Consider the following 19,293-nt stretch of genomic DNA (forward strand, 5'->3'; position numbering starts at 1 on the left):
CACATTACCCCAGTTTTCCGACGGATTTCTCCATCAACCCCCACGCCTCGTCGCCGTATTTGGCTTTCCAGTCGTGATAGAAACTCGTCTTGGCCAGCGCGGCACGGAAAGCCTCGCGGTCGACATCGATAAAGGTAATGCCCTTCTTTTTCAGGTCGTCGCGTAACGACAGGCTGAGCTTGGCGATATCCGCGCGTTGCAGCATCGCGGCCTTTTCGAATTCGCGCGTGACGATCGTACGGATGTCGGCGGGCAAGCGCTCCCACGCGGCGCGGTTGCCAAGAATCCAGTAACCGTCCCACACGTGCGATGTCAGGCTGATGTACTTCTGCACTTCATAGAGCTTGGCCGTGGCGATGATCGGCAGCGGATTTTCCTGGCCTTCCACCACGCCGGTTTGCAGCGCCGAATACAGCTCGTTGAAGTTGATCGGCGCGGGGCCGGCATCGAGCGCCTTGAACAGCGAGGTCAGCATCGGCGCTTGCGGCACGCGAATCTTGAAGCCTTTCAGATCAGCCGGCGCACGCAACGCCCGGGTCGATGAACTGATCTGCCGGAAGCCGTTGTCCCACACCTTGCTCACCGAGACGATGCCCGACTTGCCGATCTGCGCGCGGATGTAGTTGCCGAGATCGCCGTCCATTGCCTTCCAGACCGCGTCGTAGTCCTTGAATGCGAAGCCGGTGTTGACGATGCCTGCGGCGGGCGTCAGCGTCGCCAGAATCGACGAAGCCTGATTGAAGAACTCGACGCCGCCATTGCGCACCTGCGACAGCAGATCGGTGTCGGAGCCGAGCTGATTCTGCGGAAACAGCTTGATATCGAGGCGGCCGTTGGTCGCTTCGCGAATGTGATTGATCGCCTCCTGAGCGCGAATATTGACCGGATGCGTCGGGTCCTGGCCGGTCGCGAGCTTGTACGAAAACTCGGGGGCCGCCATTGCGCGTCGCGAGATGCTCCAGAGCGGCGCGGCGGCGGACATGGCCGCACCGGCCTTCAGAAAGGTGCGACGGCTGATGCCCTGGGGGGCGTTAGAACGGGTAGTCATGGTGTCTTCCTCCAAATCAGGATCGCGTGTCGTTATAGTTTGCGAAGCTGAACCGCGGCGGCTGCACGTAATGCTCACCGCGATCGTCTGTTCTCTACTACAGGGCCTCCATCGCCACCGCCGGTCTCCCGCCAGACGGCCCGTCCTGCCGGACCGGGATCAGCCGTGAATCAGCATGCCGCCGTTCACATCGATCACCGCGCCGGTGATATACGACGACAGGTTCGACGCGAGGAACAGGAAGGCACCGGCCACATCGTCGGGTACGCCCAGACGGTTAAGCGGAATGCCCGCGAGAATTTCGCCGCGTTTGTCGTCGCTGATCTTGCCTGCGTTGATGTCGGTCTGGATCAGGCCTGGCGTCACGCAATTCACACGGATGCCGTCGTTGCCGAGTTCGCGCGCCATCGCCTTGGCGAGACCCAGCACACCCGCCTTCGCCGCCGAGTAATGCGGGCCGCCGAGAATGCCGCCCCCGCGCTGCGCCGAGACCGACGACATGCAGCCGATCGAGCCGCTTTTCTGCTTCTTCATCTGCGGAACAACCGCTTGCGACAGATACAGCACGCCGCGCAGGTTGACGTCGAGGATACGGTCCCAGCTTTCCGGATCGATCTCGAGCAGCTTGGCGGCCTGGGTAATACCGGCGTTGTTGATCAGGATATCGATCGAACCAAAATCGGCGACGGTGCGTTCGACGGCAGCCTGGCAGGCGCCACGGTCGGTCACATTGCACACATAGCCGCGATGTTCGGGCCCGATCGACGCGGCGGCTTCGACCGCGGCGTTTTCGTCCAGATCGAAGATGGCGATGCGCGCGCCATGCGCCGCGAACATGCGGGCGGTCGCCATACCGATGCCACGCGGCGACGCGCCGCCGGAAATGACGGCGACCTTGCCGTCGAGTAGACGTGACTCTGACATGATACTGATCTCCTGAATATGAAGCTTATGGTTTGCCAAGTTGTTTGCTATCGGTAACTACGCGCGTATGGCGCTGCGCTGATCGACGCTTATGAAGCTTTATCGCAGCCAGCCTTTGATCGTGTCGCACATCGCCTCGGTGGAAATGCCGTAGCGGTCATGCAGGGTCGGCAGCGCACCCGCGTCGAGAAACGCATCGGGCAGGCCGATCTGACGAAACGGCGGCGTGACGCCGTTGGTCAGCAACACGGTGGCCACTGCCTCACCCAAGCCGCCGATCACCGTATGGTTCTCCGCCACCACCACGAGACGGCCTGAGCGGCGCGCTTCGCGCAACAGCGTGACGGTATCCAGCGGCTTGATGGTCGGCACATGCAGCACGCCCACATCGACGCGATCGGCGGCCAGCGCCTTGGCCGTTTCCAGCGCGCGCATCGTCATGATCCCGGACGAGATGATCAGCACCTCGGCGCCGTCGCGTAGCAGCTTCGCTTTGCCGAGCTCGAACTGATAGTCATACTCGTCGAGCACGACCGGCACGTTGCCGCGCAACAGCCGCGCATACACCGGCCCACGATGGTCGGCGATGGCCGGCACCATCTGTTCGATTTCGATGGCGTCGCATGGGTCGATCACGGTGAGATTCGGCATCGCGCGGAACAGGGCGAGATCTTCCGCCGCCTGATGGCTCGGGCCGTAGCCGGTCGTGAGGCCGGGCAACGCGCAGACGATTTTGACGTCGAGGTTGTCCTCGGCAATGGCCTGATGGATGAAGTCATAGGCGCGGCGCGCGGCGAACACGGCGTACGTGGTGACGAACGGCTGCGCGCCTTCGTGCGCCATGCCGGCCGCGGCCCCCATCAGCAGTTGTTCGGCCATGCCCATCTGGTAGTAGCGTTCGGGATATTCCTTCGCGAACAGATGCAGGTCGGTGTATTTGCCGAGGTCGGCGGTCATGCCGACCACTTCGGGCCGGTTGCGCGCCAGTTCGACCAGTGCGTGGCCGAACGGCGCGGAGCGCGTGAGTTGCCCTTCGCCCGCAATCGAGGCGATCATCGCCGAAGTCTTCAGACGCGGTTTCGGTACGGCGGCGCTCATACGGTTCTCCCGGCTTCCAGCGCCTGCAGCGCGAGTTGCCACTCGTGCGCATCGACGCGGATAAAGTGGTTTTTCTCACGCGCTTCGAGGAACGGCACACCGCAACCCATCCGCGTATCGCAGACGATGATTCGCGGTTGCGCTTCAGGATGCGCGTGCGCCGCATCGAACGCGGCGACAACGGCCGCGAGATCATTGCCGTCCACGCGTTGCACGAACCAGCCAAACGCCAGAAGCTTGTCGACCAGCGGCTCAAACGCCATGACGCTCGACGACGGGCCGTCGGCCTGCTGATTGTTGACGTCGACCATCGCGATCAGGTTGTCCAGCTTCCAGTGGGCCGCGGACATCAGGCCTTCCCAGATCGCGCCTTCATCGAGTTCGCCGTCGGAGAACAGCGTGTAGACGCGGGCGTCCGAGCCTTTGCGCTTCAGACCCAGGCAGCGGCCCACCGCAATCGTCAGCCCCTGCCCGAGCGAGCCGCCGGACATCTCCATGCCGGGCGTATAGCTCGCCATGCCGGACATCGGCAGACGGCTGTCGTCGCTGCCGTAGGTTTCCAGTTCTTCGTCGGCGATGATGCGGGCCTCGATCAGCGCCGCGTACAGCGCAATCGCGTAGTGACCGTTCGATAGCAGAAAGCGGTCGCGGCCTTCCCATTCAGGATCGTCGGCGCGATAGCGCATAGCGCGGAAGTAGGCGACGGCCAGAACATCGGCGATGTCGAGCGCCTGGCCGATATAACCCTGCCCCTGCACTTCGCCCATGCGCAGCGCGTTGCGGCGAATCTGGTAGGCGTGCGCCGCAAGTTCGGTGTACGGCGCGGTTTCGCTGGTGTTCACTGTTTGTCTCCTCGTGGCTCTCTTTGCAGGGACCGCTGTGATGCCGTTCCCAGTGACTCAAGCGTAATCTCGTGCTCACACGCGCTCAAACGAATTAAGATGGGCGGATGGATGAATTCAATTCACCTTGATGCTGCCATGCACAATCGCGTCACTTTCAAGTCGATACAGGCATTCGAGGCCGCCGCGCGGCTCTCGTCGTTCGCGCTCGCAGCAGACGAGCTGTTTGTCACACCGTCGGCTGTCAGCCATCAGATCAAGCTGCTGGAAGAGCAATTGAGCATTCGTCTGTTCCATCGGCTCCATCGCACGGTGATCCTGACGGACTACGGGAGGCAATACGCTGAAGAAATCACCGCGGCATTCGCGCGGATCGACTCAGCCACCCGCGAGATCGGGCGCGCCGCCAAGAGCGACATCCTCACGATCCACTGCACGCCGAGCTTTGCGACCCAGTGGCTGATGCCGCGCATCGCGCGTTTCAGTGCGGCGCATCCGGATATCGATGTGCGCTTGAATGCATCGTCGGAGCCGGTAAATCTGATTTCGGAAACGGTCGATATCGATATTCGCTACGGTCCGAGAAAACTGCAGCCGGCCGGCACGATGGTGCTCGAACTGCCACCCGAGACGATCGTGCCGCTGTGCTCACCCACGCTCATGACGGGAGAGCACCCGCTGCGCAGCGTCGCGGATTTGCAGCACCATGCGCTGATTCATAGCGAGGGGTGTCTGGTGGGGTGGCGAGACTGGATGCGCCTCTATCGCAAGACGCGACTCGATATCGGACGCGGTCCGCGTTTCGATCGATCGTTCATGGCGATCAGCGCCGCGGTCGACGGCTTGGGCGTCTGCCTCGAAAGTCTGCTGCTGGCGCAACGCGAACTGGAAACGGGCCGGCTGGTGGCGCCATTCGGTTTCGAAGGGCTCCCGGTGCACGGCTATACGCTGAACCTGCTGAAATCTCGCGCCGAGTTGCCGAAGCTGCGCAGCTTCCAGGATTGGCTGTTTGCGGAACTCGAGAAGTGATGTGCGGGCGGCGGCCATCTGGCTGATAGCGACGTCGGCAGGCTATCAGTAGAAACCAGCCTCCGCGCTGCCCAGCAGGAAACAAACTGCTATGACCGCTTTCGGGCGAACAGCGCAGGCGCCATCCATCCTCGCCGGACATTCAGATAACGTCTTCCGCTGATCCAGAAACAAGCCGACTGGCCAGAAAGTCGATCAACGCGCGAACGCGCCGTGGAACCGTGCGCGCCGCCGTCCACACCAGATGCACAGGTACGGGCTCAGGCTCGAACGCATCCAGCACCGTCACCACTTGCCCGGCATCGAGCAGTGTCTGCACCTGAAAAATCGGTGCCCGACCGATGCCCGCTCCGGCCGCAGCTGCCGCGTTGCACGCTAGCGCGCTTGTGGAGCGGAATCGCCCTGTGACTTCAACAGCGCCCCCTGCCCGATTGAATGTCCACGTCTCACGCTGACCGTGCTGACGCAGGATGCAGTCGTGCGCGGCAAGTTCGGACGGATGGGCCGGGTGACCGCGCGCGGCGAAATAGTCCGGTGTGCCGAACACCACCCGCCGCAACGTACCCACCTGTTTCGCACGTAAGTTCGAATCCGGCAGACGCCCGAGGCGGACCGCGAGATCGATGTCGGCTTTCGCAAGGTCGAGATGCTGCTCGGCAAGCACGAGTTCCGCCCTGACATACTCGTGAATCGCCAAAAACTTCGCCAGAATCGGCGAGACGAATTCAGCGCCGAATGCCGTTGGCGCACCCACGCGAATACCGCCGCGCAACTGCGTGACCAGGTCGACGAGTTCGTCACGTGCTGCGTTGATTTCCCCCAGCGCGGGTCGAATTCGCGCGGCGAATTTCAGGCATGCCGCAGTGGGTTGCACACGACGCGTCGTTCGGTGGAACAAAGTTACGTTCAACTCACGCTCGAGCGCTGCAATGGCGCGGCTCACCGACTGCAACGTTCGGCCCAGCGATCGCGCCGCGGCTGTCAGGCTTCCTTCGTCGAGAATCGCTAATAGCACTTCGTATTCGTCTTTGTTCATGCACGTGATTCTCTCGTTTTCTGGAAGAATATCTGACGGCTCGCCCAGCTATGCGGGAACCGATCGTCGCCTTACATTCTAGCCCTGTTGATATCCAGCAGGTTCCACAGGAGGTGACACATGACTCAACAAAACGAGAACGTTATGCCCATGAAATACAGCGACCGGTTTCATCTCGCCGATGCGCGCGAGGTCGCGCGCGCGGCCGAAGAGGAAGCCGTGCGCCAGGGCTGGCCTATGGTGATAGCGGTCGTGGATAGCGGCGGGCACCTGGTGCTTCAGCAGCGGCTCGATGGCGCGCAACTCGGCAGTAACGACGTCGCGAGACAGAAGGCCGAAACAGCGGTTCGATTCCGGCGTCCCACGCGCGTTTTTGAAGACGCAATCGCGCAAGGCGGTCTCCACCTGCGCCTGCTCGGCATGAATAATCTCGTCCCGCTGGATGGGGGCATTCCGCTGATTCGCGACGGCGCGGTGGTCGGCGCGATAGGTGTGTCGGGAATGCGTTCCGATCAGGACGCGCAGGTCGCCCAGGCCGGCGCGGATGCGCTGCCGCAGACCCCGCAGGCTACCGGCCTTTAGGGTTTGCCTTTGAGGGTAAACGGCGCCAACAGTGACTGTACGTCGACCTGTTGCCCCTGGAGCAGAAGCAGTCTCGCGTGAAGCACCGTGTTCTCGAGAACAAGCTTGGCGGTGCTCAGCAGATACAGGGCGTGGATGTCGGAAATCGACATGTTGCCGGCTTCGACCATGTGGTGACGCTCGACGAGTGAACTCATGACAAGGCGCCTGAGCTCCTGCTCTCCAAATGGAAGGTCCGCGTAATCGATCGGGTCGTCGGCTTCGACTTCCCGTAGCAGTTCCACCAGCGTTTCCGTGCTCACGTCCATGTGCGGGCTCCACGTTGTCGATCAAGACCAGCATAGCCAAACAGAGTCACCAGCACTCACAGCCTACCGCTTCTGTTCGTGGGCGTCCAGCCTGGGCCGTCGTGGAAAGGCATGATCGACTGTCCGATGTCTCCAAGGTGTGCGCTACGCCGCAAACCTGTTGCCGATGTTGGCCCCCATCACTTCTCCGAAGGTGTCTTTGCAACGTTCCAGCGTAGGCGCGGCAGTAGAATGCTTCCAGATACGGAGGGTCACCCTATGGCAACGATAACGAGTATCGGCATTGAACAACTGCGCCCGCTGCAGGCAACGGTCGGCATGCTGGAAGTCGATGCAAAACGAAAGCGCCTTCTGGCCATGGACGCAAAGTCCTTGAAAGACTTCCTGAAAGGGGCGCCGATACCAACCGTCATGGGCAAGCGTGACAGGCACTACGTCATCGACCATCACCACCTCGCGCGTGCGCTGTGGGACGGTGGCATCAAAAAGGCGTTTGCCGTGGTCGTGGACGACCTGTCCCGGCTGTCGGACGTCAAGTTCTGGGACACCGTGATTGAAAAACGCTGGGTGCATCCCTACGACGAACGCGGCATCCTGCGAGCCATTTCCGCGATTCCCGATGCGGTCTCCGCCCTCACGGACGACCCGTACCGCAGCATCGCCGCGTTCGTGCGCGACGCAGGGGGCTATCTAAAGACGCCCGAACCTTTTGCCGAATTTCAGTGGGCGGATTTTTTCCGCACACGCATTCCGCTGTGGACGAGCGATTCACAATTCAAGGCGGCCGTCGAGCAGGCTGTCCACCTGGCGTCGAGCCCCGACGCCAGGACGCTGCCGGGCTTCAAATCGCGACGCGTGAAATAACGTCGAGATAATCACCGGCAGAGAAACGGTTTGACACCCCGAAAAGTAAGTCGCTGGCGCGTCGAACCGTAGCGAAGCGCTGGTTACGCTCGCCGTTTCTTCTTCAGCTCGATCGTTTCGAACAACTCATAGTTCTGCGTCGGGGTCTGGTCCGCCCCCGGCGCATGATAGTAGTTCATCGTAATCGTGGTCTCGCCTCCCGGCTGTCCCGGGTCATGATCGAACACCGCGATACCGTAGCCCGTCCCGGTGTCCCGTTGTGCTGACCAGACCGCATCTTCAACGGCATCCGCGCTGGCACGCACAAAAGTACCCGCAGCCGTCCCGGCAACCGGACGATTGGGCCGTGTGAAAATGCGCGCCTGCGGCAGGCCGGTACCGATATCCACGCCATACACATCGAGCGGCGCGCTCGTGCCGCCACCGCCGAGAATCAGGTGAATGGTGCCGTGGCTCGTATCGAACGTCGACGCACCCGACGACACCGCCGACATCACCGGCCGCGGCTGCAACGTATCGACCACCCGTCCCGTGGCGATATCGGTGCCCTTGTTGTGATGACAGCCGCGCACGGGATAGCTGCGCTCGTAATCATGGTCATGCCCGCACAGCACCAGGTCGACGCCGTAGCGGTCGAACAGCGGCAGCCAGGCTTCGCGAATGCCTTTGTCAGAACCGTTGCCGGTTTTCGATGAGCTCAGCGCGTCCTGATGCATCTGCACGATGATCCAGTCGACTTCGTCGTCTTCCGCCGCGCGGCGCAATGTCCGCTCGAGCCAGCGGGTCTGCTCGCCGTCGCTATAGCCACGCACATAGAGCGACGTGCCCGGCTGAATCGGCGGATTGCCGGTGCTCGCCACCGGCACGAGCGGACTCGGGCCGGCAACGAACGCGGCCGCATCCTGATAGACCACGTCGTCCGCATCGAGCGAAATGAAGAGCACCGAGCTCACGCGGAAGCTGTACCAGCGCCCCTGGAAGCGCGTGTGATTCTCGGGCAGCGTGTAACGCGAGAGATACGACGCGAGGCCTTGTTCGCCGTTGTGAAATTCGAGCTCGTGATTGCCCGGGCAAGGCATCCACGGCCGGTTCGACGCCGAGGTCTGGCAGTTGTTGCCGAAATCGCGCCACACGTCCGGCTGGTGCGTCGGATTCAGATTGGCATAGCAGAGATCGCCGTTGAGCAGGTGGAACAGCGGCTGAAATCGCTCGACAGCCTGAACCGCGAAACGGCTTTGCGGCGACGACAGGACCCAGCCGGTGTTGGGCGTCGCGAGATCGCCGTAGCTCGTCCAGCGAAATGGCGCGCGGCCACGGGGCGCTGTGCGGAAGCTCGCGGTAAAGGGCTGGGCCGCATTGCTGTCGTTGTCGGCGCTCACTTCGTACTCGTAGCTCGTGTCAGCTTTCAGGCCACGCAGACGCGCGTGGTAGGTGAACACGACCTCGCCGTTGATGCCATCGGTATACGTGCTTTGGACGCCGTGCACCGTGTCTTTCGTCGCGCCCGCACCGCCGAAGCGCACCTTCGGATTGACCGCCGGCGCCGGCGAGGCCCACGACACAGTGACCTCACTCGTCGGATCGTTGCCCCAGGTCAGGTGGACCTGCTCCGGCGTGCCGTCGGGCGCACTGTTCGCGGCCCGCGCCGCCGAGGCGAGCGTACCCGCAGCCGTTGCCAGGCTCGACGCGCCGGCAAACTTCAGAAACCCGCGGCGCGAGACGATGCTAGCGCCCGGATCGGCCGGCAAATCTTTAACGTTTTTTTTGTTCGACATGTCTGGTGTTTTTGTATGGGGGTGGAAGGTCGTCAACGCGGACGGCGGGCGCACGGTGCTATGTGGGCCGCGAGGGCCACGCCGGACCAGGGCGCGACAGAAGTAACAGGGCATCCTAGTCGTGAAGCTATGACAGCCAGATGAAATGACCGGACGTGAGAAGATGGTGTCCTGCTTTCTCAGGAGCGACCGTTTGACCCCACTGCCGCACATCGCACCGCCCGACCGCCCTGACCGGTCGATCGACGGATGGCGCAAAAGCCGCGCACACGGCATAGAAAACCCCGGCATGGCACTCCGAATCGAGGCATCGCGATTGGCTTGCCAGTCACGCCGAAATCCCATGCCCGGCAGCCCCATTCATTAAGGGGCTGCATCCCTCACCCCTTCGCCGTGTAAACTGCTGACTTTTTTGACTCTGGTGGTATGGTGCAAGCCCCACAGCGCACAGCTTTCAGTGGCCCGGCGCTCATTCGTTTACTTGCGCGCCTGACGGACGTCGACGTTCCCGAATCCAGCCAATCGCTCTCGGACCGGCTAAGCCAGTGGCTAGGCTGGACCGACGCGATCGCGTTGTCCTCGGCGCTGACCAACAGTCCGCCTGCGGCGGCCGCCGGCGCGCGAGCCTTCGGCGACACTGAAGAGAGCGAGTGCGCCCGTGCGCGCGCGTCCCTGGCGAGTGCCATCGTCGGCGATAGCGTGTTTGCCGCCGCGAGGCGTCGTGGGTCCACGGCGTCGGCGCAGCCCCAGGGAGCGTCCGCGGATGCGCCGGTCGACTACGCGGTTTTTCGTCAGCGCTACCTCTCCATGCAGCAGTCGATGGAGACGGGCGTCGGCAATCTGCGTGCTCGCCTGCGGGCCATGCTGGCCGCCAGAACGCCCGCCATGGCCCGGCTCGCGGTGGTGGACGCCGTGATGGAGCGCGCGCTCAGTGAGCGCGAGCGGAGCTTGCTGGCCGCCGTGCCCGGGCTGCTGGCGGGGCACTTCGAGCGTTTGCGCCAGGCGGAGCAACAGACGCTGGCCGACGCCGAAGCCCCGGAAGACGCCGCACCCGCCGCAACCGCCACGCCCGGCGCCTGGCTGGACGCGTTCCGCAAGGATATGCAGAGCGTGTTGCTGGCCGAACTGGAAATTCGTTTACAACCGGTCGAAGGGTTGCTCGCGGCCCTTCGCACCCGCTAACTGGGACACTATGTCCAGATATCTCAATCTCGTTGTTTTTCTGGTAGGTCTGGCCGCGGTGTGCTGGATCGGTGCCGGCTACGTCGGCTCGAATCCGCTGGCGTTCGCGGTCACGATGTTGATTGGCGCCTGCTACGTGGCGGGTGCGCTCGAGCTGCGACGCTACAGCCAGGCCACGTCCACGCTGGCGCGTGCGGTCGCGAGCCTGTCCGCGCCACCGCCCAGCCTCGGCGCCTGGCTTGACGCGTTGCATCCCAGCCTGCGCAATGCGGCGCGCCTGCGCGTCGAGGGTGAGCGTGTGGCCTTGCCGGGCCCAGCGCTGACGCCGTATCTGGTCGGCCTGCTCGTGCTGCTGGGCATGCTCGGCACGCTCCTCGGCATGGTCGCGACCCTGCGTGGCACCGGCATGGCGCTGGAAAGCGCGACGGACCTGCAGGCTATCCGTGCGTCGCTCGCCGCGCCGGTCAAGGGGCTGGGCTTTGCCTTCGGCACCTCGATTGCGGGCGTGGCCACATCCGCGATGCTGGGGTTGCTTTCGGCGCTGTGCCGTCGCGAGCGGATCGATGCCGCACAGACGCTCGACGTGAAGATCGCGACGACCTTGCGCATCTACTCGCAGACCCATCAGCGTGAGGAGAGCTTCAGGCTCCTGCAGCGGCAGGCCGAGATGATGCCCACCCTGGTCGATCGTCTGCAGACGATGATGGCGGCCATCGAGCAACAGAGTCTCGCCTTGAACGAGCGGCAGATCGCCAGCCAGGACGCCTTCCACGGCAAAGCCGAGGCCGCCTACACGCGCCTCGCTTCCTCCGTGGAGCAGTCGTTGAAGGAGAGCGTCGCCGAAAGCACGCGCGCCGCCAGCGCGGCGCTGCAGCCGGTCATGGCGGCCACGATGGCGGGCCTCGCGCGCGAGACGGCCTCGATGCACGACACCGTCACGCACGCCGTGCAGCGGCAACTGGACGGGCTCTCGACTGGATTCGAGACCACCACCGCCGCCGTCGCGGACATCTGGAACAAGGCACTTGAGGGACACCAGCGGTCAAGCGAGGCCCTCACCCAGCATCTGGGCACGTCGCTCGATCGATTCACCGAGACCTTCGAACAACGCTCGGCCGGTTTGCTGGATGGCGTCTCCGCGCGCCTGGACGCGACGGCGGGCCGTGTGTCGGCAGCCTGGAACGAGGCGCTGTCACAGCAGGCGCAAGCCGGCGAGAAGCTGGCTGACCACAATCAGCAGGCGCTGGTTGCGGCCGCGGCGACCTTCGAGCAGCACTCGGCGTCGCTGTTACGCACCGTGGGACAGTCGCATACCGACTTGCAGACGGAACTGGCCGCGCGAGACGAGCAACGCCTGGCGGCCTGGACCGAGACGCTCGGTTCCATGGCCGCGACATTGAGCCAGCAGTGGGAGCAGGCGGGTACGCGTACCGCGAACCGGCAGCAGGAGATCTGCGACACGCTGGCGCAAACCGCACGCGACATCGCAGCCCAGACACAAGCGCACGCGAGCAGCACGATCGCCGAGATCGCCCAACTCGTGCAAGCCGCGTCAGAAGCCCCCAAGGCCGCTGCCGAAGTCGTCGCCGAACTGCGTCAGAAACTCTCCGACAGCATGGTTCGCGACACCGCCATGCTGGAGGAACGCAGCCGCCTGCTGGCGACGCTCGAAACCCTGCTCGACGCCGTGAACCACGCCTCCACCGAGCAACGCTCAGCCGTCGACGCGCTGGTCGCCACGTCGGCCGATCTGCTGGATCGTGTCGGCACGCGGTTCACCGATAAGGTCGAGCTCGAAACCGGGAAGCTGGGCGCGGTCGCCGCCCAGGTCACCGGCAGCGCCGTCGAAGTCGCGAGTCTCGGCGAAGCATTCGGCGCGGCCGTCCAGGTGTTCGGCGAGTCGAACACCACGCTGGTCGCGCATCTGCAGCGTATCGAAGCAGCGCTCGACAAGTCCCTCGCGCGCAGCGACGAACAACTGGCCTATTACGTGGCGCAGGCGAGAGAAGTGATTGACCTGAGCATGATGTCGCAGAAGCAGATCGTCGAAGATCTGCAACAGCTCGCGGGCAAGCGGGCGGCCGCGGGAGCTGAAGCGGCATGAGCGAGGAAATCGACGGCGGCGTGGAGACGGTGGCGCCTATATGGCCCGTCTTCGGCGACCTGATGTCGGTGCTGCTGGGCGCCTTCGTGCTGATCCTGGTGGGCGTCATCGGCGTGCAACTGGAGCTTTCGACCCGGCTGGAGCAGGAGGTCAAGCAGCGTCAGATGGAAACGCAGCGCCGCAAGACCCTGGAGCAGGCATTGGCAGGACCGCTGGCAGCGGGCCGGGTGACGCTGGTCAACGGGCGCATCGGCATCAACGGCAGCGTGCTCTTCGCACTGAACTCCGATCAATTGCAGCCTGAAGGCCGGGATGTTTTGAAGAGTCTCGCGGGGCCGCTGTCCGCGTATCTTCGGGCCAACGACGAGATCCTGATGGTGAGCGGCTTCACCGATGACCGGCAAGTGCGGGAAGCTAACCGTCGCTTTGCCGACAACTGGGAACTATCGGCCCAGCGCGCGCTGACGGTGACCCGTACGTTGATCGATCAAGGCGTTCCGTCCTCGTCCGTATTTGCGGCCGCGTTCGGTTCGCAGCAGCCCGTCAGCTCGAATGCCGACGACCAGGGGCGGGCCAAAAACCGGCGCGTGGAAATAGCGCCGGTCCCGAGGCCTTCGACCGCAACGGTGAAGCCCGGTGAGTAATGTGACTAGCGTGGGTAGTGCGAACGCTGACGCTAGCGAGTTGGCAAGCGGCGCCCGGGCAACGCTCGATGCATGGCGCGAGTGCGGCGCCGATCGCCTCGACCCCATCCGTTTTCGTTTCATCGCGGCGCTGGATCGGCGGGCAGCCGGCCACAGCGGCGAGACGCGACGCATCCTGGACGACAGGCTGTCCAAACTGATCGAGGCTTATGCCGGCGATCTCGAACGTGCTGCGTCCGAGGGTGCCGATGCGGGCACCGCGGCATCCTCTACCGAATCCGCTCGCGGAACGCTGGCCGAACTGATCGACTACATCGCCCATGCGCCGGCCGGCGGAAACAACCCCGCAGCAGGCAACGCCGCATCCCGCCGCCCCACTTATCCCGAACTGGAAGCACTCGATTACTTCAGGGAGACCTGGGCCAAGGTCCGGTCCGAGAAACAGTTGCGGCAGTCGTTGAAGAAAGCGCCGGGTAATGCCGGCCCGCTCAACTCGAGCAGCCTCGTCCATCGGTCGCTCTCACTGATGCGCGAACTGTCGCCTGGGTATCTCCAGCAGTTCCTGTCGTACGTCGACGCCTTGTCGTGGATGGAGCAGATGAACGGCGGCGGCGCGTTGTCGGCTAAAGACGCGCCTCGCACCACAAGCGCCAGAAAAAGTGCCCGGAGCAAACCGCGCTAACGCCGTGGGGACGGATCAACCGAAGCTTGGGCCATCACAGTCAGACCAAAACCGATCTTTCGGTCTAGGCCGTTTTCACGCCCGATATCGCGATTTAGACGCAGACTTCTATTTGGGATAATTAGATTGTACTATCTGGTTAAAACCTGAAAATGTTCGAATCCCTGCTGTCCGACGAAGATTGGCAACGCATTGCCCACCTGTTCCACCATGACGCCACACCGAGAGTCGGCCGGCCACGGCGAGATCCGCGCGAGATCGTGAACGCCATCCTGTGGATCGTTCGCAATGACGAAAAGTGGCAGCGTCTCCCCGCAAGCTTTCCACCGTCGCAAACCTGTTACATCAAATGGCTGGAATGGCGACGCTCCGGGATGATGTCGAAGGTTTTCGTCGAACTTGGCATGTGCGAGCAGTTAGAACATTGATCGTTCAGGGTGCGATGACTGCAGGATAAAACCGCGCCACTTCGTTTGTCGGCCGCATGCGAGTTGGCAATGGACTGACGATGCCAGCGGCATCTACGCAGCGGTGCGCCAATGTCTGATCCTGCGGTTTAACGGCTCGGAATAAAGCCGTGCGATGCCGGCACTCAACGCTGCCGACAGCACCAAAAACCCAGCCAATAGCAGCAGTTTTGTATCACCGTCCACAACGCGCGGCGGCCACATTGTTCGCATCGCCCCAAGCACGATGAGATGGAACAGGTAAAGCTCATAGCTAATCCGACCAAACCACTCGAAGCCCAGCAGAACCCGGACGTCTCCAACGTCAGGCGCGGCCGGTCGACAGTACGCGCCCAGCAGTAACACGGCAGTGCCCAATGCCATTCCCGTCACACCGAAGACATTGGTTTCTGCAATCGGCCCAACCAGGTACAGGACTGTCATGGCAACCACCGCGACGCATTGCAGGAGCGTTGCCGCGCGACCGCGCAGCGCGATCCGTTTCGCGAGCACGGCCGTGCAGCAACCAATAGCGATGCCGTCGAACGAAGCAAAATAAGCGTAGAGAAAGCCGCCTTCGTCACCCTGATGGGCAAGGCGATAAAACGGGCCGATGACGATGATCGCCGCCCAGAAGACAAGCAGGCGCGACTCCCGCTTCAGGACGAGGCACAGAATCGGGAAGAACAGGTAAAACACCTCCTCCACCGACAAAGACCACAACACACCCAACGGGTAGTTGACCCACCCGTGCAAGCCCACGAGCACATTCATCCAGAAGCTCAGCGACGCCAGATTGACGAGCCAGAAAGAGACCGGTGTGCCGGCCGGCGCGTGATTCTGGAAGATGGCGACACCCGCCAGCGCGAGCAGATTGACCGCACCCAGCAACAACAGCAGACACGGAATGATCCGCGCGACACGCAATCGATAAAATGCCCGCGCATTGATGCCGCTGAGACCGGACCAACGACGATCCGCGTTCGACGTAATCAGATAGCCCGAGATGACGAAAAACATCGTCACGCCATAATTACCGTTTCGAGCGACAGCGCGCACCGCTTCCCAGCCGAATGTTTTCGCCAGCCATGTGTCGTTCAGACGGTACGCGATGTTGAAGTGGTGAAACAGAACAAGAAGAATCGAGACGCCGCGGATCACATCGATCCGCGAGTTGCGCTGGCCAACCGTCATCATGTCCGATCCGAAGCCCACTTCACGAATGCAGCACCGACCTCCCGCAAGACGGCCTCCCGAGCGGGCATGCCAAGCGCCGGCGCATCGTAATAGGCGGCGATGAGAAGCGGCGCGCGTCGCGGTGGGCGCACGATCGCATAGTCATTGGTTTCTTCTTCTACGCTTGTTCCGGGTCTGTCACCCGCTATCCAGTCCGGCGGAAAAGCCGCGCGAAGCCGGTTCAAACCCGGCTTGCAGGCGATCATCCAGTTTTCCAGTTGCGCACGCGATTGGGGACGCAGGACGTTCCCCAGCAGAATTTTGCTCGCCGACGTCGTGATCGATCGAGGTGTGGTGGTGTCGAACACCCCGCTGTATTTATTCGACTCGGGTTCATACCGGTCGGAGCGGGTAACGGTATCGCCGAGACCACGAACGAATTGCGTCAAACCCGCGGGACCGCCAGCACTTTTCATCAACAACACTGCCGCCGTGTTGTCGCTCACTTCGACGATAGCCTGGCACAGCGCGCCGACCGACATCGCGCCGTCTGCCACGTGTGCCTTCGTCACGGGCGACGTGAAGATCAGGTCTTTCCCGGTGTATGGCACAAGGCGGGCAAGATCCTCCTTGCCGGCGTCGACGCGGGATAGCACCTGTGCGGCGAGCAATCCCTTGAAGGTGCTGCACATCAGAAAGCGCTCGTCAGCGCGATGCGTCCAGGTTCGGCCTGAACCGGTATCGACAGCGAACACGCCGAGGCGCCCGCCATTGCGGCGTTCGATATCGGCTAGCGAAGATGTATTTGCGGCCAGCGTGGGTATGGCGCCAAGGCCGAGGAGGATGGGCAACCCGAGCGTCAGGCTCCGGCGTGTTGCAGAGATGGTCAATGAATCGTCCTCAAAGTCAATTCGCTCACGAGGACCACGCGATGGATGGCAAAGGTCAGGCATAGCGCGCAGCTATCCGACATCCGGCCGACTGGTTTCCATGCTTGCGTTGCGGCGGGCGCCGGTCCTGGCTCAACATAAAAAAAGGGCCAGCCCTGCGTAGGGCTGGCCCGCTCACGGCGCCAAAAATCAGGTCTGAGGATTCGCGTCGTCTGTGGTTTGAGCATTGTCGGCGTCGTCCTGCTTCTCGCCGTCTTTCTTCTGGACCAACGACTCCAATGCGCCGGCGCCTTCAAAGCCCGCAACCGCCGCAACGCCCTTTGTGAGCAGGCCTGCATCCGGATCGACTTTTTCTGCTGCTTCAACGGCCGCTACTGCGCCAGCGATCTTGCCTACTTCGTCCAAGAGTCCCATTTCGCCCTCCGCGAGAAAAAGTGAAATGCCATCCTCTCACGAACTCGACGCCTTGTCGTCAAATGTAAAATTGACTTACCAGTTTGCGCCCAGCCCGAAATGACATTGAAAGAAATCGCTCATACGCACGCTTAAATCGCCTGCGTCACTGGCGCGGATGCAGCCGGACCGGCAATGCTCGCGTGGCCCGTTTATAGCCGTTCGGAGTACATGGTCCAGTTGAAGGGCTGCAGCTTGATGGCATCGAATCGCCGTTTGTGACACTCGCGTGTCGTGCTGGAAAGCAGGTGGACTGCCTCTAACCGCTAGCGCCTGGGTGGCTGCGGGTTACTCGCCGGATTGGTATCGAACCTGGCGACGCTTCCAATGCCGTCGTCGCCGACGAGTGCCCACAGTTCGGCTTCCATCACGTCGGCGATTTCCTTGCCGTATATCTCGTCGCCATTCACATAGACAGTGAACGACTGCAAGTACTTCGCTTTCTTCTCCGGGTTCTCGATCGTCTGCCGGGTCCATTGATAAAGCGGATAGTTTTCCGGACCCCGCTTTTCCGCTTCACGCACGTAGTCGGCGAAAGCGTCGAATTGGCATTTCACGGTCGCGTTGTGCCTGCTCAAAACATCACGAAGCGCGGCATGCGAAGCGCTCGCCGGTTCTGCGCGCAGATCGCTTGCAAGTTCAGGCGAGACGGCGATTCTTAGCTGGAATTGCCATGCGGGTTCCATGTCTACCTCGGTATCGAATCACGAGCGCTCGCTCGCGGACATAAGAGAAGGTAGCACGGTCAACGTAACCGCACGTGAACGCATCCGCCCCAAGCTGCTTTCAGGCAAGCAGCTCATCAGCACACTGCTTTCAACCCAGCAGCAAGAAGCCCCTTTCCCACCCGTGGACCAGCAAGACGACGCACTCGCCCCGATGGCATAGCTCGTGCTTTGTAGTCCACAGGGTCAAGAGCCTGGCCGCTCTGGCTTACTCCACCTACCGACTCAAGAGCAGGCGCATGACATCAAAAAATCAGCGTGAAGAATTGCCACTTTCATACGGCACCGACTATGAACAGTTGGCCGCCAGGTTCAGGCCGATCTTCGCCCGAATCGCGGAAGGCGCGCTCGAGCGCGAGCGCACTCGCTCGCTTCCCTACGAGCAGATTGTCTGGTTGAAGGAAGCCGGATTCGGCGCGGTCAGAGTGCCACGCGAATACGGCGGTGCCGGCGCGTCACTTCCGCAACTCGTGCAGCTCCTGATCGAACTGGCCGAGGCCGATTCGAGTTTGCCGCAAGCGTTACGCGGCCACTTCGCCTTCGTCGAGGACAGGATCAATGCAGTGCCCGGCGCTGGACGGGAAAAATGGCTGCAACGCTTCGTGGCGGGTGAAATCGTCGGCAATGCGTGGACCGAAGTCGGTGCGGTCAAGATCGGCGACGTGATCACGCGTGTATCGCGCAGCGACAACCAGTGGGTCGTCAACGGAACAAAGTACTACAGCACGGGCAGCATCTTCGCCGACTGGATCGACGTCTACGCGCAGCGCGACGACAACGGCGCCGACGTCATCGCGGCGGTGAGCACGCATCAGTCAGGTGTCAAACAAAGCGACGACTGGGACGGTTTCGGCCAACGCACCACCGGAAGCGGGACGTCTGTGTTCGACAACGCCGTCGTCGAGGAAGAGAACATTATCGATTTCTCCACGCGCTTCAAATACCAGACCGCGTTCTATCAACTCGTGTTGATCGCCGTGATCGCAGGTACGGGGCGCGCCGCGCTGCGTGACATTTCGCATGAAGTGCGCAAACGTACCCGGGTTTACAGCCACGGTAACGCGCCACGCGTCAGCGAAGATGCCCAGGTGCAGCAGGTGGTCGGGCAAATAGCGGCACGCGTATACGCGGCAGAGGCCGCCGCCGTGCGAGCCGCGGAGCCGTCACAAAGGGCGTACGAAACGCGCTTCGGCGCGGACCGCGATGCTGAACACGCGGCGAACGTGGCGGCCGAAATTGAATCGGCAAAGGCGCAAGTCGCCGTGGCCAGCTTGATTCTGCAGGCCACCACCGATCTGTTCAATGCGCTCGGCGCCTCGGGCATTAGCGAAAACAAACTTCTAGACCGTCACTGGCGAAACGCGCGCACCGCTGCGTCACACAACCCGCTGATCTACAAGGAGCGGATCGTAGGTGATTGGGAAATCAATGGCACACAACCTCCGTTTGTCTGGCAGATCGGCAACAGCAGATCGGTAGAGTAAT

At 62.4% G+C, this 19,293-nt stretch carries 20 protein-coding genes; 9 read left to right on the top strand and 11 right to left on the bottom strand.

From position 1 onward, the window contains the following. Positions 1-4: 4 nt before the first annotated feature. From PQQ52_RS07870 to PQQ52_RS07885, 4 genes are all read right to left on the bottom strand, one after another. Positions 5-1,048, bottom strand: a complete 1,044-nt coding sequence (locus tag PQQ52_RS07870) for a TRAP transporter substrate-binding protein (protein ID WP_408208822.1) — start codon at positions 1,046-1,048, stop codon at positions 5-7. A gap of 159 nt (positions 1,049-1,207) precedes the next feature. After that, entirely contained in the window at positions 1,208-1,972 is a 765-nt protein-coding gene (locus PQQ52_RS07875; protein ID WP_054033623.1) for an SDR family NAD(P)-dependent oxidoreductase, read from the bottom strand. A gap of 99 nt (positions 1,973-2,071) precedes the next feature. After that, positions 2,072-3,070 (bottom strand): transketolase family protein, encoded by a 999-nt coding sequence (locus PQQ52_RS07880; RefSeq protein ID WP_408208826.1) that lies wholly within the window; start codon positions 3,068-3,070, stop codon positions 2,072-2,074. Beyond that, the gene (locus tag PQQ52_RS07885) at positions 3,067-3,912 is read right to left on the bottom strand and encodes a transketolase (RefSeq protein WP_408208829.1); all 846 of its coding nucleotides are present in this window, start codon (positions 3,910-3,912) and stop codon (positions 3,067-3,069) included. The genes PQQ52_RS07880 and PQQ52_RS07885 overlap by 4 nt, the downstream gene beginning before the upstream one ends. A gap of 111 nt (positions 3,913-4,023) precedes the next feature. On the opposite strand from PQQ52_RS07885, the gene gcvA reads away from it, so the two are divergent. Continuing rightward, positions 4,024-4,941, top strand: a complete 918-nt coding sequence (gene gcvA / locus PQQ52_RS07890; protein WP_408208832.1) for a transcriptional regulator GcvA — start codon at positions 4,024-4,026, stop codon at positions 4,939-4,941. A gap of 142 nt (positions 4,942-5,083) precedes the next feature. Here the strand turns inward: gcvA and PQQ52_RS07895 are convergent, their stop codons facing one another. After that, complete coding sequence (locus PQQ52_RS07895; protein WP_408208835.1) at positions 5,084-5,977, bottom strand: LysR family transcriptional regulator; 894 nt, start codon at positions 5,975-5,977, stop codon at positions 5,084-5,086. A gap of 120 nt (positions 5,978-6,097) precedes the next feature. Here PQQ52_RS07895 and PQQ52_RS07900 point away from each other — a divergent pair, with 120 nt between their 5' ends. Next, entirely contained in the window at positions 6,098-6,559 is a 462-nt protein-coding gene (locus tag PQQ52_RS07900) for a GlcG/HbpS family heme-binding protein (RefSeq protein ID WP_408208838.1), read from the top strand. On the opposite strand, the gene PQQ52_RS07905 is transcribed toward PQQ52_RS07900, so the two are convergent. Continuing rightward, entirely contained in the window at positions 6,556-6,867 is a 312-nt protein-coding gene (locus PQQ52_RS07905; protein ID WP_408208841.1) for a hypothetical protein, read from the bottom strand. The genes PQQ52_RS07900 and PQQ52_RS07905 overlap by 4 nt on opposite strands. 258 nt (positions 6,868-7,125) lie before the next feature. Between PQQ52_RS07905 and PQQ52_RS07910 the strand changes: the two genes are divergently transcribed. Beyond that, complete coding sequence (locus PQQ52_RS07910; RefSeq protein ID WP_408209560.1) at positions 7,126-7,731, top strand: ParB-like protein; 606 nt, start codon at positions 7,126-7,128, stop codon at positions 7,729-7,731. A gap of 83 nt (positions 7,732-7,814) precedes the next feature. Here the strand turns inward: PQQ52_RS07910 and PQQ52_RS07915 are convergent, their stop codons facing one another. Next, positions 7,815-9,506 (bottom strand): purple acid phosphatase family protein, encoded by a 1,692-nt coding sequence (locus PQQ52_RS07915; RefSeq protein WP_408208844.1) that lies wholly within the window; start codon positions 9,504-9,506, stop codon positions 7,815-7,817. Positions 9,507-9,932: 426 nt separating this feature from the next. Between PQQ52_RS07915 and PQQ52_RS07920 the strand changes: the two genes are divergently transcribed. The 5 genes from PQQ52_RS07920 to PQQ52_RS07940 all read left to right on the top strand — a co-directional run bounded on the left by PQQ52_RS07920 (position 9,933) and on the right by PQQ52_RS07940 (position 14,546). After that, complete coding sequence (locus tag PQQ52_RS07920; protein WP_408208847.1) at positions 9,933-10,688, top strand: DUF3348 domain-containing protein; 756 nt, start codon at positions 9,933-9,935, stop codon at positions 10,686-10,688. Between the two features lie 10 nt (positions 10,689-10,698). Further along, complete coding sequence (locus tag PQQ52_RS07925; protein ID WP_408208850.1) at positions 10,699-12,792, top strand: DUF802 domain-containing protein; 2,094 nt, start codon at positions 10,699-10,701, stop codon at positions 12,790-12,792. Beyond that, positions 12,789-13,436 (top strand): OmpA family protein, encoded by a 648-nt coding sequence (locus PQQ52_RS07930; protein WP_408208853.1) that lies wholly within the window; start codon positions 12,789-12,791, stop codon positions 13,434-13,436. Before PQQ52_RS07925 ends, PQQ52_RS07930 begins: the two co-directional genes overlap by 4 nt. 1 nt (position 13,437) lies before the next feature. Then, positions 13,438-14,118, top strand: coding sequence for a DUF2894 domain-containing protein (locus tag PQQ52_RS07935; RefSeq protein ID WP_408209562.1), 681 nt, complete (start codon positions 13,438-13,440; stop codon positions 14,116-14,118). Positions 14,119-14,270: 152 nt separating this feature from the next. Then, positions 14,271-14,546, top strand: coding sequence for a transposase (locus tag PQQ52_RS07940; RefSeq protein ID WP_408208856.1), 276 nt, complete (start codon positions 14,271-14,273; stop codon positions 14,544-14,546). Positions 14,547-14,639: 93 nt separating this feature from the next. Here the strand turns inward: PQQ52_RS07940 and PQQ52_RS07945 are convergent, their stop codons facing one another. The 4 genes from PQQ52_RS07945 to PQQ52_RS07960 all read right to left on the bottom strand — a co-directional run bounded on the left by PQQ52_RS07945 (position 14,640) and on the right by PQQ52_RS07960 (position 17,769). Beyond that, positions 14,640-15,758, bottom strand: coding sequence for an acyltransferase family protein (locus PQQ52_RS07945; RefSeq protein WP_408209565.1), 1,119 nt, complete (start codon positions 15,756-15,758; stop codon positions 14,640-14,642). Continuing rightward, positions 15,758-16,630 (bottom strand): class A beta-lactamase, encoded by an 873-nt coding sequence (bla, locus tag PQQ52_RS07950; RefSeq protein WP_408208859.1) that lies wholly within the window; start codon positions 16,628-16,630, stop codon positions 15,758-15,760. Before bla ends, PQQ52_RS07945 begins: the two co-directional genes overlap by 1 nt. A 189-nt stretch (positions 16,631-16,819) precedes the next feature. Next, entirely contained in the window at positions 16,820-17,044 is a 225-nt protein-coding gene (locus tag PQQ52_RS07955) for a hypothetical protein (protein WP_325044207.1), read from the bottom strand. Positions 17,045-17,349: 305 nt separating this feature from the next. Further along, positions 17,350-17,769 (bottom strand): hypothetical protein, encoded by a 420-nt coding sequence (locus PQQ52_RS07960; protein ID WP_408208862.1) that lies wholly within the window; start codon positions 17,767-17,769, stop codon positions 17,350-17,352. A 278-nt stretch (positions 17,770-18,047) separates the two neighbouring features. Between PQQ52_RS07960 and PQQ52_RS07965 the strand changes: the two genes are divergently transcribed. Then, positions 18,048-19,292, top strand: a complete 1,245-nt coding sequence (locus PQQ52_RS07965; protein ID WP_408208865.1) for an acyl-CoA dehydrogenase family protein — start codon at positions 18,048-18,050, stop codon at positions 19,290-19,292. The last annotated feature ends 1 nt before the right edge of the window (position 19,293 follow it).

Origin of the sequence: Paraburkholderia sediminicola (genome assembly GCF_046030555.1) — a bacterium.
GTDB classification, from domain to species: domain Bacteria; phylum Pseudomonadota; class Gammaproteobacteria; order Burkholderiales; family Burkholderiaceae; genus Paraburkholderia; species Paraburkholderia sediminicola_E.

Coding starts and splice junctions, on each gene's coding strand:
- PQQ52_RS07870 (WP_408208822.1), bottom strand. CDS start 1,048: ATGACTACCCGTTCTAACGCCCCCCAGGGCATCAGCCGTCGCACCTTT.
- PQQ52_RS07905 (WP_408208841.1), bottom strand. CDS start 6,867: ATGGACGTGAGCACGGAAACGCTGGTGGAACTGCTACGGGAAGTCGAA.
- PQQ52_RS07910 (WP_408209560.1), top strand. CDS start 7,126: ATGGCAACGATAACGAGTATCGGCATTGAACAACTGCGCCCGCTGCAG.
- PQQ52_RS07915 (WP_408208844.1), bottom strand. CDS start 9,506: ATGTCGAACAAAAAAAACGTTAAAGATTTGCCGGCCGATCCGGGCGCT.
- PQQ52_RS07895 (WP_408208835.1), bottom strand. CDS start 5,977: ATGAACAAAGACGAATACGAAGTGCTATTAGCGATTCTCGACGAAGGA.
- PQQ52_RS07965 (WP_408208865.1), top strand. CDS start 18,048: ATGACATCAAAAAATCAGCGTGAAGAATTGCCACTTTCATACGGCACC.
- PQQ52_RS07940 (WP_408208856.1), top strand. CDS start 14,271: ATGTTCGAATCCCTGCTGTCCGACGAAGATTGGCAACGCATTGCCCAC.
- PQQ52_RS07880 (WP_408208826.1), bottom strand. CDS start 3,070: ATGAGCGCCGCCGTACCGAAACCGCGTCTGAAGACTTCGGCGATGATC.
- PQQ52_RS07930 (WP_408208853.1), top strand. CDS start 12,789: ATGAGCGAGGAAATCGACGGCGGCGTGGAGACGGTGGCGCCTATATGG.
- PQQ52_RS07920 (WP_408208847.1), top strand. CDS start 9,933: ATGGTGCAAGCCCCACAGCGCACAGCTTTCAGTGGCCCGGCGCTCATT.
- PQQ52_RS07960 (WP_408208862.1), bottom strand. CDS start 17,769: ATGGAACCCGCATGGCAATTCCAGCTAAGAATCGCCGTCTCGCCTGAA.
- PQQ52_RS07945 (WP_408209565.1), bottom strand. CDS start 15,758: ATGACGGTTGGCCAGCGCAACTCGCGGATCGATGTGATCCGCGGCGTC.
- PQQ52_RS07955 (WP_325044207.1), bottom strand. CDS start 17,044: ATGGGACTCTTGGACGAAGTAGGCAAGATCGCTGGCGCAGTAGCGGCC.
- PQQ52_RS07900 (WP_408208838.1), top strand. CDS start 6,098: ATGACTCAACAAAACGAGAACGTTATGCCCATGAAATACAGCGACCGG.
- gcvA (WP_408208832.1), top strand. CDS start 4,024: ATGAATTCAATTCACCTTGATGCTGCCATGCACAATCGCGTCACTTTC.
- PQQ52_RS07925 (WP_408208850.1), top strand. CDS start 10,699: ATGTCCAGATATCTCAATCTCGTTGTTTTTCTGGTAGGTCTGGCCGCG.
- PQQ52_RS07875 (WP_054033623.1), bottom strand. CDS start 1,972: ATGTCAGAGTCACGTCTACTCGACGGCAAGGTCGCCGTCATTTCCGGC.